This is a genomic window from Mesorhizobium sp. M6A.T.Cr.TU.016.01.1.1, from assembly GCF_003952585.1.
In the GTDB taxonomy this organism is placed as follows: Bacteria; Pseudomonadota; Alphaproteobacteria; order Rhizobiales; family Rhizobiaceae; genus Mesorhizobium; species Mesorhizobium mediterraneum.
In genome coordinates this window covers 5,823,710-5,839,796 of sequence record NZ_CP034452.1, presented here as the reverse complement: position 1 = coordinate 5,839,796, position 16,087 = coordinate 5,823,710, and the positions used below count along the sequence as shown (strand labels likewise).

The 16,087-nt window shown below is 61.1% G+C and carries 18 protein-coding genes; 9 read left to right on the top strand and 9 right to left on the bottom strand.

Going from position 1 to position 16,087, the window contains the following annotated elements; all coding sequences use genetic code 11:
* Window positions 1-38 precede the first annotated feature (38 nt).
* The 3 genes from EJ075_RS28220 to EJ075_RS28210 all read right to left on the bottom strand — a co-directional run bounded on the left by EJ075_RS28220 (window position 39) and on the right by EJ075_RS28210 (window position 1,474).
* A complete protein-coding gene (locus EJ075_RS28220; RefSeq protein WP_126106579.1) occupies window positions 39-302 on the bottom strand; it encodes a hypothetical protein in 264 nt (87 codons plus the stop codon).
* A 71-nt stretch (window positions 303-373) separates the two neighbouring features.
* Window positions 374-796 (bottom strand): hypothetical protein, encoded by a 423-nt coding sequence (locus tag EJ075_RS28215; RefSeq protein WP_126106578.1) that lies wholly within the window; start codon window positions 794-796, stop codon window positions 374-376.
* A 321-nt stretch (window positions 797-1,117) separates the two neighbouring features.
* Window positions 1,118-1,474: a hypothetical protein gene (locus EJ075_RS28210; protein ID WP_126106577.1), complete on the bottom strand. Its 357-nt coding sequence runs from the start codon at window positions 1,472-1,474 to the stop codon at window positions 1,118-1,120.
* A gap of 532 nt (window positions 1,475-2,006) precedes the next feature.
* On the opposite strand from EJ075_RS28210, the gene EJ075_RS28205 reads away from it, so the two are divergent.
* The 6 genes from EJ075_RS28205 to EJ075_RS28180 all read left to right on the top strand — a co-directional run bounded on the left by EJ075_RS28205 (window position 2,007) and on the right by EJ075_RS28180 (window position 7,518).
* Entirely contained in the window at window positions 2,007-3,239 is a 1,233-nt protein-coding gene (locus tag EJ075_RS28205) for a sugar ABC transporter substrate-binding protein (protein ID WP_245458232.1), read from the top strand.
* Between the two features lie 69 nt (window positions 3,240-3,308).
* A complete protein-coding gene (locus EJ075_RS28200; protein ID WP_126106575.1) occupies window positions 3,309-4,376 on the top strand; it encodes a sugar ABC transporter permease in 1,068 nt (355 codons plus the stop codon).
* Window position 4,377: 1 nt separating this feature from the next.
* Entirely contained in the window at window positions 4,378-5,253 is an 876-nt protein-coding gene (locus tag EJ075_RS28195; protein ID WP_126106574.1) for a carbohydrate ABC transporter permease, read from the top strand.
* A gap of 151 nt (window positions 5,254-5,404) precedes the next feature.
* Complete coding sequence (ugpC, locus tag EJ075_RS28190) at window positions 5,405-6,475, top strand: sn-glycerol-3-phosphate ABC transporter ATP-binding protein UgpC (RefSeq protein ID WP_126106573.1); 1,071 nt, start codon at window positions 5,405-5,407, stop codon at window positions 6,473-6,475.
* A gap of 130 nt (window positions 6,476-6,605) precedes the next feature.
* Entirely contained in the window at window positions 6,606-6,857 is a 252-nt protein-coding gene (locus EJ075_RS28185; RefSeq protein ID WP_126106572.1) for a PepSY domain-containing protein, read from the top strand.
* Between the two features lie 163 nt (window positions 6,858-7,020).
* A complete protein-coding gene (locus EJ075_RS28180) occupies window positions 7,021-7,518 on the top strand; it encodes a hypothetical protein (protein WP_126106571.1) in 498 nt (165 codons plus the stop codon).
* Between the two features lie 2 nt (window positions 7,519-7,520).
* Here the strand turns inward: EJ075_RS28180 and EJ075_RS28175 are convergent, their stop codons facing one another.
* Together EJ075_RS28175 and EJ075_RS28170 are read right to left on the bottom strand one after the other, a co-directional pair.
* Window positions 7,521-9,473 carry a murein L,D-transpeptidase gene (locus tag EJ075_RS28175; RefSeq protein ID WP_126106570.1) on the bottom strand — a complete coding sequence of 651 codons (1,953 nt, stop codon included), beginning with the start codon at window positions 9,471-9,473 and terminating at the stop codon, window positions 7,521-7,523.
* A 211-nt stretch (window positions 9,474-9,684) separates the two neighbouring features.
* The gene (locus tag EJ075_RS28170) at window positions 9,685-10,431 is read right to left on the bottom strand and encodes a 3-oxoacyl-ACP reductase family protein (protein WP_126106569.1); all 747 of its coding nucleotides are present in this window, start codon (window positions 10,429-10,431) and stop codon (window positions 9,685-9,687) included.
* A gap of 99 nt (window positions 10,432-10,530) precedes the next feature.
* Between EJ075_RS28170 and EJ075_RS28165 the strand changes: the two genes are divergently transcribed.
* On the top strand, window positions 10,531-11,142 hold the full coding sequence (locus EJ075_RS28165) for a TetR/AcrR family transcriptional regulator (RefSeq protein WP_126106568.1): 612 nt from the start codon (window positions 10,531-10,533) through the stop codon (window positions 11,140-11,142).
* A gap of 16 nt (window positions 11,143-11,158) precedes the next feature.
* Here the strand turns inward: EJ075_RS28165 and EJ075_RS28160 are convergent, their stop codons facing one another.
* Window positions 11,159-12,070: an alpha/beta fold hydrolase gene (locus EJ075_RS28160; RefSeq protein ID WP_126106567.1), complete on the bottom strand. Its 912-nt coding sequence runs from the start codon at window positions 12,068-12,070 to the stop codon at window positions 11,159-11,161.
* 47 nt (window positions 12,071-12,117) lie between these two features.
* Here EJ075_RS28160 and EJ075_RS28155 point away from each other — a divergent pair, with 47 nt between their 5' ends.
* A complete protein-coding gene (locus EJ075_RS28155; protein WP_091590958.1) occupies window positions 12,118-12,570 on the top strand; it encodes a MarR family transcriptional regulator in 453 nt (150 codons plus the stop codon).
* A 20-nt stretch (window positions 12,571-12,590) separates the two neighbouring features.
* Here EJ075_RS28155 and EJ075_RS28150 read toward each other — a convergent pair whose 3' ends face one another.
* From EJ075_RS28150 to EJ075_RS28135, 3 genes are all read right to left on the bottom strand, one after another.
* Complete coding sequence (locus EJ075_RS28150) at window positions 12,591-13,202, bottom strand: pyridoxamine 5'-phosphate oxidase family protein (protein ID WP_126106566.1); 612 nt, start codon at window positions 13,200-13,202, stop codon at window positions 12,591-12,593.
* Window positions 13,203-13,623: 421 nt separating this feature from the next.
* On the bottom strand, window positions 13,624-14,262 hold the full coding sequence (locus EJ075_RS28140) for a glutathione binding-like protein (protein WP_095486837.1): 639 nt from the start codon (window positions 14,260-14,262) through the stop codon (window positions 13,624-13,626).
* 183 nt (window positions 14,263-14,445) lie between these two features.
* The gene (locus EJ075_RS28135; protein ID WP_185928347.1) at window positions 14,446-14,805 is read right to left on the bottom strand and encodes a DUF971 domain-containing protein; all 360 of its coding nucleotides are present in this window, start codon (window positions 14,803-14,805) and stop codon (window positions 14,446-14,448) included.
* Window positions 14,806-14,998: 193 nt separating this feature from the next.
* On the opposite strand from EJ075_RS28135, the gene moaA reads away from it, so the two are divergent.
* On the top strand, window positions 14,999-15,994 hold the full coding sequence (gene moaA, locus EJ075_RS28130; protein ID WP_095486841.1) for a GTP 3',8-cyclase MoaA: 996 nt from the start codon (window positions 14,999-15,001) through the stop codon (window positions 15,992-15,994).
* The last annotated feature ends 93 nt before the right edge of the window (window positions 15,995-16,087 follow it).

Sequence of the window (16,087 nt, the reverse complement as noted above, 5' to 3'; positions counted from 1 at the left end):
CCTACTCCGGCTGCGGGATGCTGTTCGACGGCAGCGTGTCAATCGCCGCCACCTCGGGGGCCAAATCGCTTGGCCCGCTCTGGCAGGCCGCGAGCAGCAGCACCATCATGGTGACTTTTAGGGGAAGCTGGCGTCCCACGGCGAGGCAACCCGGCTGGATCGTTTGGCGTAACGTTGTAGTTGGTGGCGAAGGCGATCTTGCGTGCGACCTCCCGGCGCAGCCAAGGGGCGTTGTCGGCCATCAGCCACGAGACGTAGGCAGGCGTCACGCCGAGCAATTCGGCGAATGCCTGCTTGGTCATCGGCCGGGGCTTCTGTTCCAGCCATTCCCTGGGGTTCGGATCGCTGCGCGGTCTGCGGGTGCGCTTCGACATCATGAGCGCCGGGGAACCTTGGCGGGCCTGCCGATGTGACGTTTCTTGCCGTCTGGCGGCTCCGGTCTTTTGAAGGGCGGTGGTGGATTGCGGGCGTCCATCATTCGCTGCAGGAAGGCGACGCATTCGTCGTAGACCAGCAGCGGTTTGCCAGCGAGATAGGCGCGCTGAGGCCAGCCAGGGTCTTTGACGTGGTCGTAGTAGCTGATCCTCGACTTGTAGCCGAGCATGTCGATCACGAATTGCTCGATGGTCACAAATTTCTGCTGCGCGGGCTGGCCCGGCGACGATGATGGCGGCGGTGGGGGTGGCGGTAGTGGCGGCGTATTGTTTTTAAACACCAGCCGGTGCAGTGCATCGACTTTGGACAGCAGCAGTTCCAGTTGCCGGTCGAGGTGATTGAGGCTGATTTCGCGGGTCACTTTCAGGTCCATATCCGGGGTCGATGTGGACCATTTGAAGGGGCTGCGCGGGTGAAAATCCAGCCCCTTTGTCGCCCCTTTTTGCCGACTTAAGCAGCGCTGCAGAGAACCGGTGTTGGCGTGCCTCTCCGACCGGAAAATGAGCAACCCTGCTTATGGAAAGAACTGTGGAAAATTCCGTCCCCCCGCCGCCTTCAGCGTCAAATCGGACTGGGTCAGGAGCAGGCCGCGATCATCCTCGACGACGTAGCGGCGCAGTCCGTTCACCTATGGTGGCGAACTGGCGATGTCTTGGTCGAGGACGCGCTGTTTGAGCCGCGCTCAGCCCCGCATCATCGAGTGCAGGATAGCCTGCATGTGCTCTTCCAGATCGAGTTCGCCCCGTGCCTCAGTGGCTAACAGGTACTCGGCCTTGGCTCGGCGGTCGCCTCGGCTGATCGCAGGATAGGAGCAGACGGCCAGCAATGCTTCCTCTTCAATCCGGTTTGCCCTCTTGCGGTCGTGGCTGCTGCTGCCCGCTCGATGAACAACCCTGTGGAGCGCGTCGTAGGCGGCCTCATGGGCTCCGATCAGCGCCTGCAATTCGGGTGAGGCACCTTCCCCTTCAGCAAACGTCGGTTCAACGAACGAGGGTACAGCGATGAACGCAAGAAGTGTACGGCGAGTGACTTCGGGCATGCCTCATATCCCTGCTGTCTGATCATGCCCGCACACAATAGCACTGGCGCGGCGGTTCGGAGAGGCGCTCTGGGACGCGACCACATTGTCTGCTGACAAAAAGTATCCGCTCCCGCAGCGGCGTCACTTGAACCGCTGTCGATGACCCGTCCCGCGCGCTGGCGATGCCACGGCGATTGAGAGCCGCCGCGATTTGCCGCAACGATTTAACTCCGCCCGCCTGAACGCGGCCGGGAGAAAGTTGACGGACGATTAAATCGTCCTAGGTGAACTGCTATCTCAGTGGCCCGGGAACTGACGAGGGGAAATCGCCGTCGACCTCCTGCTCCGACCAACTGCGCAATTGCAAATGCGTCCGGCTTCCGCGAACATTGCTGGACCCCATCAAGGGCCCGTAGCGGCCAACCCGAAACCAAGACGCTGGCTTCCGGCCCGGTGTCCTGGCGGGCCTCGGGGGTGACCTTGAATTCGGTGAGCGTCCGTCAAAAGGGAGGAATAGCCAATGAACCTGACAAAACACCTCGCCGGTGTGATGATCGCGTCGACTTGTCTGTGTGTGCCCGCGCTGGCGCAGACGAAGTTGACCTTGTGGTATCACGGCGCCGGCAACGAGGTGGAGTCGCGAACCCTCAACCAGATCATCTCAGACTTCAACACCAGCCAGTCCGACTGGACGGTGAGTATCGAGAGCTTCCCAGAGAAGAGCTATAACGATTCCGTCGCGGCGGCGGCGCTGGCAGGCAACCTGCCCGACATCCTGGATGTGGATGGGCCCATCATGCCCAATTGGGCCTGGGCCGGCTATCTGCAGCCGCTGCCGATCGACGAGAGCGAATTCGCCGACTTCCTGCCCGGCACCAAAGGTGTGTGGAACGGCAAGCTTTATTCGGTCGGTCTGTGGGACGCGGCGGTGGCGCTTTTTGCACGCCAATCGACACTGGACGAGCTGGGCCTGCGCACCCCGACCGTCGACAAGCCCTGGTCGAGTGAGGAATTCATGGCCGCGCTCGATGCCGCCAAGGCCTCCGGCAAGTATGAATTTGCCCTCGATCTCGGCATGAACGACCAAGCCGAGTGGTATTCCTATGCCTTCTCGCCGTTCCTGCAGAGCTTCGGCGGGGACATCGTCGACCGTTCGACCTACCGGACCGCGGAAGGCGCGCTGAACGGCGAGGCTGCACAGGCCTTTGGCAAGTGGTGGCAATCGCTGTTCACCGGAGGCTATGCGCCTGGCACCAGTGAGGACCCCGCCGATCAGCAGACCGGCTTCATTGACGGCAAGTTCGCCTTCCAGTGGAACGGCAACTGGCGCGCGGTGGAGACGATGAAAGCCGTGGATGACGTTGTCTTCCTTCCAGCCCCCAACTTCGGCGCGGGCAACAAGATCGGTGCGGGCTCCTGGCAGTTCAGCGTCTCGGCCAAATCCAAGCATCCGGAAGGTGCTGCCGCGTTCATCAAGTTCGCCGCGCAGGACAAATATCTGGCCGCCTTCTCCGACGGCATCGGTCTGATCCCGCCCACGCCCTCGGCGGCACAGATGACAAAGAACTACAAGGATGGCGGCCCGCTCGCGATGTTCTTCGACCTCTCCAAAGCACAGGCTCTGGTGCGCCCGGTGACCCCGGGCTACGTGGTCCAGGCCAAGGTCTTCACCAAGGCACTGGCCGACATCGCCAATGGTGCCGATGTGGCCGACACGCTTGATGCGGCGGTCGACGAGATCGATGCCGACATCGAAAGCAACGGCGGCTACGGTCACCGGTAGTTCTGTCGCGTCGGGGTCCTCGCCAGCCGCGGACTCCACGCTTTCTGGCTTCCTGGGCGGATATCGCAAATGGCGTCGAAACTAACCCTGTCAAGCCGGACGGGCTGGACATTCGCCCTACCGGGCTTCGCACTCATCTTCACATTCATCGTCCTGCCGTTTTTCTTCGCGATCGGTCTCTCATTGACAAATCAGCGACTGCTGTCGCCGAACCCCACCCAGTTCGTCGGGTTGGAAAACTATCGTCAGCTCCTGGGCTTTGCAGTGGTGACCCTCGAGCCAGAGCGCGACGATGCTGGCGAAGTGGTCCGAGACGAGGCCGGCGAAGTCCAGTATCCCCGCCTGCGTGCGATCACCCGTAGCGACGACTATCCCCAGTATCGCGGCATGCGTGAATGGTTTCGCTGGCAGTCCGGCGAGAACGCCATGGTCGTCATCGCCCGCGACGTTGTGTTCATGAAGGCGCTGGTAAACACCTTCCTGTTCGTTCTGGTCGTGGCGCCGGTGCAGGGCGGCCTCGCGCTTATGCTTGCTTTGCTCATCAACCAGAAGCTCAGGGGCATCAGCATATTCAGGACCATCTACTTCATGCCGGTGGTGGTCTCCATCGTCGTGGTCTCGCTTCTCTGGCGGTTCATCTATGACGGCCAGAACGGGCTGTTGAACAGCATTCTCCAGGGCCTCAGCTTCGGCCTCTTCCAGCCCGTCGACTGGCTGGGCAACCCGTCGACTGCGCTGCCCGCGATTATGGCCATGTCAATCTGGCAGGCCGTCGGCTTTCATATGGTCATCTGGCTGGCCGGGTTGCAGACGATCAGCCCCACGCTCTACGAGGCCGCTGCGATCGAGGGGGCTTCGAGATGGCAGACCTTCCGCTATGTCACCTGGCCGGGCCTGCGCAACACCGCCGTGCTCGTCCTTGTCGTGATCACCATGCAGGGCTTCGCGCTCTTCGCCCAGATCGACGTGATGACCAATGGAGGTCCGCGAGACAGCACCCAAACCCTCGTCTTCCAGGCGGTCGAGCGCGGTTATGGCAAGCAGGACATTTCGGGCGGCTCGACCATCTCGGTCATCCTGTTCGCGATCGTGCTAGCGATCTCGCTCATCCAGCGCTGGCTGACTCGGGAGCGTTAAGATGGCTTTTGATCCCGACAACTACGGCCTGAGGCTCTTCGTCCGCTATCTGGTGCTGTGCCTGATCGCGCTGATCTTCATCATTCCGCTCGTATTCATGATCAACTCGAGCTTCAAGCCCGACAATCAGCTCCTCGCGGACACCTCCAGCCTGCGTGCCTTCCTGCCCGTCGGAGACATCAGCCTCAACAACTATTTCGGAGCGTTCCGGCGGGCGCCGGTCGGCCTGTTCGTCTTGAACTCGGTTCTGGTCACCGGGGCCACCGTCCTTCTGTCGTTGCTGATCTGTTCGCTGGCCGCATTCTCCTTCGCTTTCCTGCGGTGGAAAGGGCGCGATGTGGTGCTCTCGATCGTCATCGCCACGCTGATCATCCCTTTCGAGACCATCGCTATCCCGCTCCTGCTCCTGGTCTCGAAACTGCCCTGGATCGGGCTCGAGGGGCTGCAATGGGGCTGGCTGAACACCTACCGGGTGCAGATCATCCCCTGGATCGCCGACGGGCTGACGATCTTCCTGTTCGTGCAATATTTCAAAGGGCTGCCGGGCGAGTTGATCGAGGCGGGCCGGGTGGAGGGCGCGAGCTGGTGGCAGGTCTACTATCGCATTGTCATGCCGCTTTCAGGACCGGTTCTGGCGACTGCCGCCATCCTGAAGTTCCTCGTCATGTACAACCAATATCTCTGGCCGCTCATCGTGGTGCAGCAGGAAACCTATCGCCCAGTCATGGTCGGTCTCGGTTACTTCTTTCAACTCAACGTCGCCTGGGGCGAGGTCATGGCCTATCTCACCCTTATCACCGTCCCGGTGTTGATCTTCTATCTCTTCCTGCAGCGCGCTTTCATCGCATCGATCGCCTCGACCGGTGTGAAGGGCTGAATACATGGCTGTCGCGCTCAAAGACAGCGGGTCTGGGACAGCGTGTATGCCCATGACGGCAAGCGCTGACACGGCTATTTCCTCAAGGACGAAAAAACGACCGGTGACCCCGAATTGCGACACATGAACCAGGAAACGGGAGCCATCGCTCATGGCTGAGGTCTCGCTCAAGGGCATCAAGAAATCCTATGGCCGCGTCGACGTCATCAAAGGCGTCGATATCCACATCAACGATGGCGAGTTCGTCGTCTTTGTCGGACCGTCCGGCTGTGGGAAGTCCACCTTGCTGCGCGTGATCGCCGGGCTCGAGGACATGACCGAAGGCATCCTCGAAATCGGAGGCCGGGTGGTCAACGAGCTCCAACCCAAGGAACGCGGTGTTGCGATGGTATTCCAGAGCTATGCCATCTTTCCGCACATGACCGTGCGCGAGAATATTGCGTTCGGTCTTACGATCGCGGGCGCTTCCAAGCAGGAAAAGGAGCAGAAGGTCGCCGAGGCCGCACGCATCTTGCAAATGGAACATTTGCTCGACCGCCGCCCAAGTCAGCTTTCGGGCGGCCAGCGCCAGCGAGTCGCTATCGGGCGCGCGATCACGCGCAAACCGGCCGTATTCCTGTTTGACGAGCCGCTCTCCAACCTCGACGCCGCGCTGCGCATGGACATGCGCATGGAAATCGGCCGGCTGCGCAGGCAACTCGGCACAACGATGATCTATGTCACCCACGACCAGGTCGAGGCGATGACGCTGGCCGACAGGATCGTCGTCCTGAAGGACGGTCAAGTCATGCAGATCGGAGCGCCGATGGAGCTTTATCACGAGCCGGCCAACAGGTTTGTAGCCGGCTTTCTGGGAGCCCCGTCGATGAATTTCCTGAAAGTCGACGTCCTCGACCTTGATGGGGAAGCGGCAACGGTAGGCAACCGATCCCTGGAGCCGATCACGGTAGCGACCAGAAGACGCCCCTTCCGGAAAGACAGTACAGCCATCCTGGGCATCCGTCCGCAGCACCTCCGGGCGGTGCAATCTGGAAAAGGCATGCTGCATGGCGTGGTGGCACATGCCGAGCGGCTGGGCAGCGAGACCGTGGTGGACCTGACCCTTCGCGACGATTGCGAGCTCATTGCGGCCTTCAATGAAGACAAGATCTTTCAACCGGGTGACACTCTGGAACTCGCGTTCGACACGGCTTTGGCCCATCTCTTCCCCGAGGAGGGATGAGCGCCGCAGACGCCGTAACGTGAGCAACAACAACGCGATGCATCGGCGCGATTCGCGAGTGTGCATCCAGAACCCCGGAACAAACTTGCATGGCCGCGAGTTTCTACTCGTCGAAGTGTGAGGGAAAGCCATGTCCAGATTTGTTTTGGCGGCCGCCGTGCTGCTTGTCGGCGGATCGGCATTTGCCGCGGACGAAAGCCCGCTGCCGCCCCAGAATGCCAGGAAACTGTCGGAAATAATCGCCAAGGTCGAGCAGCGCGACGACTTTCGTTACGTCGACGAGGTCGATTGGGACAGCGGCGCCTACACCGTTACTTATTACACGACCGACAAGGCGAAAGTCGAAATCACCTATGATCCCGTGACCGCCGAGCCGAAATAGATCGCGGCCATCTTCCTCCAGGCGATGCGCGGCCGGCTTCTCTTGAGGAATCCTCGCGACGATCTCTCGGAAGGGGTTCCTGCACGCTTTTCGGTGTCCCCTTGCGCCGATGCGCCTTTGATGGCTGACTGCAGCGTTATCATTGAGCCGCACGGGGGTGGGCATGGCGACGGTAAAGCATGTGGCGAAACGCGTCCTGATGATGCTCGCCGGCTATTTCGTTGCGGTGCTGGTCGGGCTGATCGCTGTGGCCACGATCTATGGTGCATTGAGTTCGCTGCCCAATGCGCCGGGCTACTTCGATTTCATGGGGGTCAGCCCGATCGCGGCGCTGGTCGTGCCGCCGCTCGGCATGTTCATCTATTTCCTGACGATCGTGCTGACGGGCCTGCAGACGCTGATCTTCGCGCTGATCGCCGAATTGTTTTCGCTGCGCAATTTCCTGTTGCATATGGTCTTCGGCGCCGCGGCAGCGGCTGCCGGCTTCGCCTTGATCTGGCCCAGCGCGCCGGAGGATATCAGCCCCGAGCGCTGGGCCGATATCGGCATCATTGCCGCCGCCGGTCTTGTCGCCGGTCTGGTCTACTGGCTGATCGCCGGGCGCGAAGCCGGCTTCCGACGCCCGCTCTCCCAAGGTTGGGACGGATCGACCAAGGCTTAGTCTCAGCTTGCCGGCGAGCGCACCGCTTCCGTGCTGTCCAGCGCCTGCTGCAGCCGCGTGTCGCGGTCGTAGACGTCATGGAAGTATTCGACATTGCCGGACATATCAGGCCAGGCGGTGAAATAGGCGACATAGACCGGGATCGTGCGCGCCACCTTTTCGGTCGAATGTCCGTGCTTCAGCTTCTCCGCGATATAGTCGACCGAGGTGCCAAGCACGGCAGCCGCCATGCCACGCGGATCCTGCAGACGAACGCAGCCATGGCTGAGTGCGCGCATGTCACGCTGGAAAAACGACTTTTGCGGCGTGTCGTGCATGTAGATTGCGTGCTTGTTGGGGAACAGGATCTTCAGCTCGCCCAGCGCGTTGGCCTCGCTCGGCAGCTGGCGCACGCCATAAGGTATCTTCGCGCCATAAGCGCCCCAGTTGACCGAGGAGGAGGGAATGCGCTTGCCGCGCGCATTGACCACTTCGTAGCCGGCGCGGTCGAGATAGCCGGGATCCCGGCGTAACCGGGGCAGCATCTCGTTGACGAGGATCGACTGCGGCACGCCCCAATAAGGATGGAAGTCGACCTGCTCGACCTGATCGTAGAAGAAGGATGTCTGATTGGTGGTCTTGCCGATGACGGCGCGGGTCTTCAGCTTCTCCTCGCCATTTTCGATGTAGCTCGCCGTGAAGGCCGGCTGGTTGATGAAGACGCGCGGACTGCCGAGATCGGATGGCAGCCAGCGCAACTCTTCCAGCGCGACCTTTACCTTCTGGATCTTGTCGACCCTGGACGTTCCGGCCAGCGCCGCCACGGTGCGCGGACCGATGACGCCGTCGCCCTTCATGCCGGCCTTCTTCTGCACCGCCTTGATAACCGGCACCAGTTCCAAGTCATAGACTTCGCTCGTGGCGAGCCGGGCCAATATCTCGCCATAGGCGCCGCCCATCTCGTCGTCGAGGTTGCGCGCGATCTTCGCCAGAAGCTTCGGCAGTTCGGGGCTGGTCTCGCCTGGCTTCAGCAACAGCTTGGGATCGACGACGATCTCGTCTTCGGCGCTGGCCTGAAGCGATTCCAGTTCGACGCGCAGCGCCTGATATTCCACGTTCTGCGGATGCCGTGATTCGAGATAGGTGCGCGCTTGTTGGGTGCGTGCCAGCGTTTTCAGCACGCCTTCCATGTCGATCGGCTTGGCCGGAAAATCATAATATCCGGTCATGCGATTGGGGTCGACGCGACCGCTTTGCGCGTCATGAACGTAGCGCAGGACTCGCGCCGACAGTGCCATCTCGAAGCGGACGAGCTCCTTCAGCCGCGCATCGGCATCGCTGGTCGACGCGCTAGCGGTGGGCACTTCTACCGTGTAGTCGGCAGGTGTGAGGCCATAGCTCGCCGCCTCGCCAAGCACCCGCACCGCATCCTGCGCGCGGCTGTTAGCACTGGCTCCCGTTACCCAGATAAAATCAGGATTGGCCGAGTAATAGGCAACAAGCGCCTTGGCGATGTCTTTTTCGGCATAGAGTTCGTAGTCACCAAGGCCGGCGATCGCTTCGCGGAAGGCGGCGCCAGTGACTGAAGATGGAGTGGCGAAAGACGGCTGGAAGGCGGCATCTTGTGGCATTGCCGGCCCCGGCGTTACCGCCAGCGTCGAGAAGTCGACGCGCACCAGTGGATCGCTCTTGTAGGTGTAATAGGACGGGCTGCTGATTTGGACGGCACCGCCCCCTCCACCGCTGCGCTTGTTGCCTGCGCTTCGGGAAACGGCGGGCGCCGTTGCGTTTGGCTTAAATCGTGACTTCTGCCTCGACGGCGGCGGGGGAAAATCACCTTGCGGTGTGTGCCGGATGCCGCCGCCGAAAAGCCTCTCGAAAAACCCTTGGGCGTCTGCCTGCGGCATGCCGAAGGCCAGCATTGCCGCGACCGCCGCAAGCGGCAGCACGGTTGCTTTGTTTCCGAGGAATTTCATGAATCACCCGCTCCGGCTGCAACCGGCTCCCGTTCCGCATCGCTTGACGGTCTCGCCCACCGCATGGCGGATGTAAGACGCGACTACACCGATTCATACCGATTTCGTTAAGCTTCCATAAATTTCGGAAGGTCTGTTGCAGAACAGTTTCACAACACCGTGACGTCAGGAACGAATTGGGTTCGCTCCGGTTCCGGGAAACGGTGACGGGTCAGGCGTTGGCGCCGCCGTCGATGGTCAGTGCGGCGCCTGTCACAAAGCGCCCTTCGGGACCCGCCAGCCAGGCGACCATGCCGGCGATCTCTTCAGCCTTGCCGAAGCGAGGCGTCGCCATCTTCTGTCGCTGATGCTCGGCGTGCGGGCCACTTGCCGGGTTCATATCGGTATCAGTCGAGCCAGGATGAACGACGTTGGCGGTGATACCGCGCGAACCGAGGTCGCGCGCCAATGCCTTGGTCAAGCCGACCAATGCCGCCTTGCTGGCCGAGTAGGCGCTGAGGCTGGTGTCAGTGACACGCTCGGCCAGATTGCTGCCGATCGAGATGATCCTGCCGCCCTCGCCCATATGCACTGCCGCAGCCTTCGAGGCCACGAACGGGGCTCTGACATTGACCTCCATGGTTTCATCAAAGTCGGCGAGCGGCAATGTATCGATCGGCGCGGTGCGCCAGATGCCGGCGCTGTTGACGAGGATGTCGAGCCGCCCGAAGGCCTTCACTGTCTCGCTGACCGCCGCTTGGATTGCGGCAGCGTCGCGATTGTCGGCCTTGAGGGCAATGGCGCGACCGCCGGCTGCCTGGATTTCTCCCACGACCGCACGGGCCTGCTCCTCGCCATTCACGTAAGTAAGCGCGACGCTGGCGCCGTCGGCCGCGAGCCTTCGCGCAATCGCCGCGCCGATGCCGCGGCTGCCGCCGGTGACGAGCGCGGCCTTGCCATTCAAGCCGATGGGAGACATTCGTTTACTCCTTTCTGTAGTGATCGATACATAAATGTCTGCCAGCCTTGCCCGGATGCGTCAACAGATTTATGTATCAATCAACACAGAAAGGATGCCATGACGGAACGAGGCCGCCCCCGCACCTTCGATCGAACCACTGCCCTCCGGCGCGCAATGGAGGTGTTTTGGGCCAAGGGCTATGAGGGCGCATCGATGAGCGACCTGACCGCGGCGATGGGCATCAACTCGCCAAGCCTCTACGCCGCCTTCGGCAGCAAGGAAGCGCTCTTTCTCGAAGCGGTCGAGCTCTACACGCAGGTCGAAGGCACCGATATCTGGTCCGCACTGGAAAAGGCGCCGACGGCGTGCCAGGCGGTCGAGCGTTTTCTGCGCCAGACGGCCAAGGCCTATTCGCAGACCGATCGTCCGCAAGGCTGCCTGATCGCGCTCGGTGCGCTGCACCAGGACTCAAGCCGCGGCGCCATCTGCGATGATCTGCGCCGCCGCCGCGCCGAGAACCGCGCAGCCTTGCTGAGACGGCTGGAACGTGGCGTCGCGGAAGGCGAATTGCCGGCAGACTTCGATTGCCGCGTGGCTGCGACGTTCTATGCGACCGTGCAGCACGGCATGTCGATCCAGGCGCGCGACGGCGCATCGCGCGCCGCCCTTATGGCGACTGTCGCCGGTGCGATGGCAGCGTGGAAGGGGATAGCCGGCACCGACACGTGACAAACGCCGGCGGCATTTAATGCAGCGATACCGGCTCCCGGTGACCGGCGACGAAGCCGATCGCGCGCTCGACCACGCCCTTGTCGGCGAGAATGCGGCGATGGCCGAGCCCGTCCGCCCAGTAAAGCCTGACATGGTCGCCGGCGCCGGCATAGAGCCTTGCATGGTCAGCGGACACTTCGCGGTCGTCCGGCGCATGGACGACCAGCGTTGGCACCGGCGTGCGGGCGAGCTGGCGGTCGCCGACGAATTCGTGCAGCGGCCGGCCGGCGATGCGTTCCACCCGGTCCGCCATGGCGGCCTGCGAGCGTGGGCCGACACTGAGCATGCGGCTGAAATCGTTGAAGATCGCCGGCAGCGAACTCGGCGCCGCGATCAGCACCAGCCGCTCGGCCGCCAGCGGCGGAATGTTCTTGATCGAACCGACGACGGCATTGGCGGCGACGGCACCGCCGAAGGAATGGCCGACGACCGCCACGAACGGGCCGAACCATTCGCCGGTCAGCCGTGCGGCTTCGACAGCACTGACCAGTGTGAGTCGGCGGCCCTGCGACTGGCCGTGGCCCGGCAGGTCGAGCGAAACAACCTTGTAACCGGCGTCACGATAGCCTTCGATCAGCGTGCGCATATATTCGGTGCGCGAACGCCAGCCATGGATGACGAGCACCGTGCCGGCGGCCCGCCTGCCCGGCTCTGGCCTGAATTCATGCACCATGACGCACCCGTTTTTGGTCTTCAGCCGATGATGGCGCGCCTCGGCCATGAAGCCGGCGGCGCGGTCGACGGCGCGTCGCTCGCCGTCGCTGAGGATCTTGGCGTTCGGCGTGCGGCAGAACAGTTCGAACGCCGCGCGCCCGGTAAGGCGGGGAGCCACGTGTTCGGCAGCGGCAAACACGCCCCGGATGACCTTCAATCCAAATGATGCCATAGTGGCGATCCATCCATTCGTTCAAGCATGAACATAATAGTTCAAACATGAACATTAAACAAGAGCTACCCTGGGACAACCCGCGTTTTCGCAACTGGGTCGCGGTGGCGCGCGCTTGCCATGTGCTGGAGCGCACGCTGGCGGTGAAGCTCGCGCCGCTGGACCTCAAGCCGGCGCAGCTCGACGTGCTGATGAATCTTTACCGCCATCCCGGCATGTCGCAGCACGATCTCGCCCGCCGGCTGCTGGTCGGCCGTTCCAACATCACCATGCTTTTGCCGCAACTCGAGACACGAGGCCTGCTGCGCCGCGAAGGCGACCAGAAGGACAAGCGGGTGCTGCGGCTGACCTTGACCGAAGCCGGCACGGAACTTCTGATGCAGGCGCTGAAGGTCCATATGGCGCTGATCGAGAAAGCGATGAGCCAGTCGACGCCGGAGCAATGCGACATGATCGGCGAGCAGATGCGCAAGATTGCCGACGTTCTCAAGGAAGCGTGACCGACTCGGTAGCGATCCGCTCACCACATCGACTTTTTCGCGCGCTCCGGCCATTCTTTGTCGTAGGTCTCGCCGTCGACGCCTTTCCGGCTGGTGATTTCCAGGATTTTTCCGGCTGTCGGCAGCGACTTCGGATCGACATGCCTCGCGGGGTTCCACAGTTCCGACCGGACGATGGCGCGGGCGCACTGGAAATAGACCGAATCGACATCGATGACTGTGACTGAGCGCGCCGGCTTGCCGTCGACGCTGAACGAGGCGCAGAGCGCGGCGTCGGTGGTGATATGGGCGCGGCCGTTGACGCGCAGCGTCGTGCCGGAGCCTGGGACCAGGAACAACAGGCCGACGCGCGGATCGCGAATGATGTTTTTCAGCGAATCGGCACGGTTGTTGCCGCGCCGGTCCGGCATCATCAGGGTTTTCGGATCGTGGATGCGAACAAAGCCGGCGAGATCGCCGCGCGGCGAGCAATCCAGCCCTTCCGGCCCGCTGGTCGCGAGCGCGACAAAGGGCGAGGCTTCGATGAAGGCGGCATATTCAGGGATCACATGATCGAGTTCCTTGACCAGCGAGGTCTCGCCGGGCAGGCCATAGAGCGCTTCGAGCTGTTCGACCGTGGTGATGATGGACATGTTTCTGTCTCCGAGTATCCGCCGCCGCTACGCCATATCCGTGACGTTTTGACGACACGTATTGCACGTCTTTTCGGTTGTCTGGAAACAGGTGTCGAACCAACGATATTGAGGGCAAGCCGTCAACCGTACGATACTGAACACGGAGACCGAAAATGGATAAACCACTCGATCGGCGACGCACCGCCATGGAACTTCTTGAAAACATGTTCGAGGTTGAAATGCGCTTCCTGCAATCAGGGCCGGCGAGCCTCGACACGCTTGCTAGCGCATTTCATGCCGAGATTGTCGTGCATGAGCCGCAGTCCTTGCCCTATCGAGGCCATAGCGTTGGTTTCCCGATAAACAACGCTACCAGATTAAAGCACGAGCGAGTATTGATCGGTGGCCTTGCCAATCTTTGGATTCGGCAATGCAACAGCTACTCCCAGAGGGATATTCCTTCTTGCGCTATAGCTCGTTGCACAGCCGCACGTTCCTCCAGTCGACGAGTATGAGTGGTCCAAGCTGGATAAGTATTTTGCATATCAATGGCCATACGATTTCCCCACCGATAGAATACGAGCAAATATGGATCAACGATTGAGTAGCACTCTCCTATTGCCCAAACTCGGTCCTTCATCTTGGTATCTATAAGAGCAAATGCGGAGGCCAAATGCTCCTTTCCTCTTTCAACCAACGGCGCGTACATCGTTTCATCCGGTAAGAAAAAGTCGGCGCGCCAGATCATTCGGACGGCGACCGCGTGAACCGCACTGGATAGCCAGTTAAACCATTCGATGGAACGTACGACATTTGCTGCATCCGCTCCCAGGAGTCCCGTGTCTGGGTTCGTCAGGCCCAGGTGCAACAAAATTGCCGGCGCTTCAGTGAGAGTGAAATTCTCGGCAATGAGAACAGGGATTCGCCCTTTCGGATTGAATCGACGGAATTCGTCGGTTTTGGTTTCGGGATGGCCGGGAGACATCAACGCTAGCGAATATGGTCTTCCAATCTCCTCCATGAGGATGTGAGGCGCAAAAGAGCATGAGCCTGGCGCAGCATAAAGTGTGTAATGCATTAGTTCCTCCGAAAACCGTATCTTTCTTGTTTCACTATGCACTGGTTGCGAATGGCATTTGGCTCGACCTGAAAGAGGTTTATGCTTCAAGGATGACCGGTTGATCGAAGGCACGCCGTTTTATCACGACACCAGCGAAATACTGGCGATCCTGCGTTGACCAGGGCGTCGTGCGGGAACCATTCAACGATCGCGGCTTAGCCCCTTGTCTTCCAACTCGGCGAGATAGGCGGCCCAGCGTGCCTCCTTCTCATGGCCCAGCGTATGCAGGTAATTCCAGGTGAAGATGCCGGTATCGTGGAAGTCGTCGAAGGTGATGCGGACGGCATAGTTGCCGACCGGCTCGATCTTCAGGATCGCAACATTGCGCTTGCCGGGAACGGTCACGCGCTGTTCGGGCGAATGGCCCTGCACTTCGGCCGATGGCGAGACAACACGCAGAAACTCCGCCGGCAATTCGAACGGCTGATGGTCAGGGAAGGTCACGGTAAGCAGCTTGCGGTCCTTCGAGACCCTCAGTTCCTTCGGCGCCGTCATGGTGATAGATTCCGCATCATCTGTCCTTTCCCTACGCCGCTTCACGCAACGGGAAAAGGCCGCTTCGAAACTTCCGACGCAATCTGTCGGCGGCGCGATGTTACCAAAGATCGAGACCTCTTATCTTGAATAGCAGGTTGGATCGTATCACATAGCCATATATAACGATGCCGTTCGCAGCCACGGGAAACGCACGAGCATGGACATGATCGATCCTTTTGGTCGCACGATCAGCTACCTGCGCGTGTCGGTCACCGACCGCTGCGATTTCCGCTGCACCTATTGCATGGCCGAAGATATGGCGTTCCTTCCCAAGAAGGATCTGCTGTCGCTGGAAGAGCTCGACCGGCTGTGCACGGTTTTCATCGAGAAGGGTGTGAGGAAACTGCGTCTTACCGGCGGCGAGCCGCTGGTGCGCAAGAACATCATGCATCTCGTGCGCCAGATTGCGCGTCATCTCGAAAGTGGTGCGCTGGAAGAACTGACGCTGACCACCAATGGCTCGCAGCTTTCCCGCTTTGCCGCTGAGCTCGCCGATTGCGGGGTCAAGCGCATCAATGTCTCGCTGGATACGCTGGACCCGGAAAAATTCCGCCAGATCACCCGCTGGGGCAATCTCGACAAGGTCATGGATGGCATCGACGCTGCGCAGGCGGCGGGGCTGAAGGTAAAGCTCAATGCGGTGGCGCTGAAGGATTTCAATGACGCCGAGCTGCCGGAAATGCTGCGCTGGGCGCACGGCCGCGGCATGGAGTTGACGGTCATCGAAACCATGCCGATGGGTGAAATCGATGCCGACCGCACCGACCAGTATCTGCCGCTGTCGCTGCTGCGCGCAGCACTGGAGCGGCAGTTCACGCTGACCGACATTCGTTACAAGACCGGTGGTCCGGCCCGCTACGTCCACGTCGCCGAGACTGGTGGCAAGCTCGGCTTCATCACGCCGATGACGCATAATTTCTGCGAAAGCTGCAACCGCGTCCGGCTGACCTGCACCGGCACGCTCTATATGTGCCTCGGCCAGGAAGATGCCGCCGACCTGCGCGCGCCGTTGCGTGCCTCCGAAGGCAATGAACTGGTCGCCGACGCCATCGATGAAGCCATTGGCCGCAAGCCGAAGGGCCATGATTTCATCATCGACCGCCGCACCAACCGTCCATCGGTGTCGCGGCACATGAGCGTCACCGGCGGCTGATCTTCTCGCTCACACCGCCGAAATAAATCCTGCCGCTCTTGCGAGGAGGATGTAACGGGCCACGGAACGGCTGTGGACTAGCCCTTTGACGTT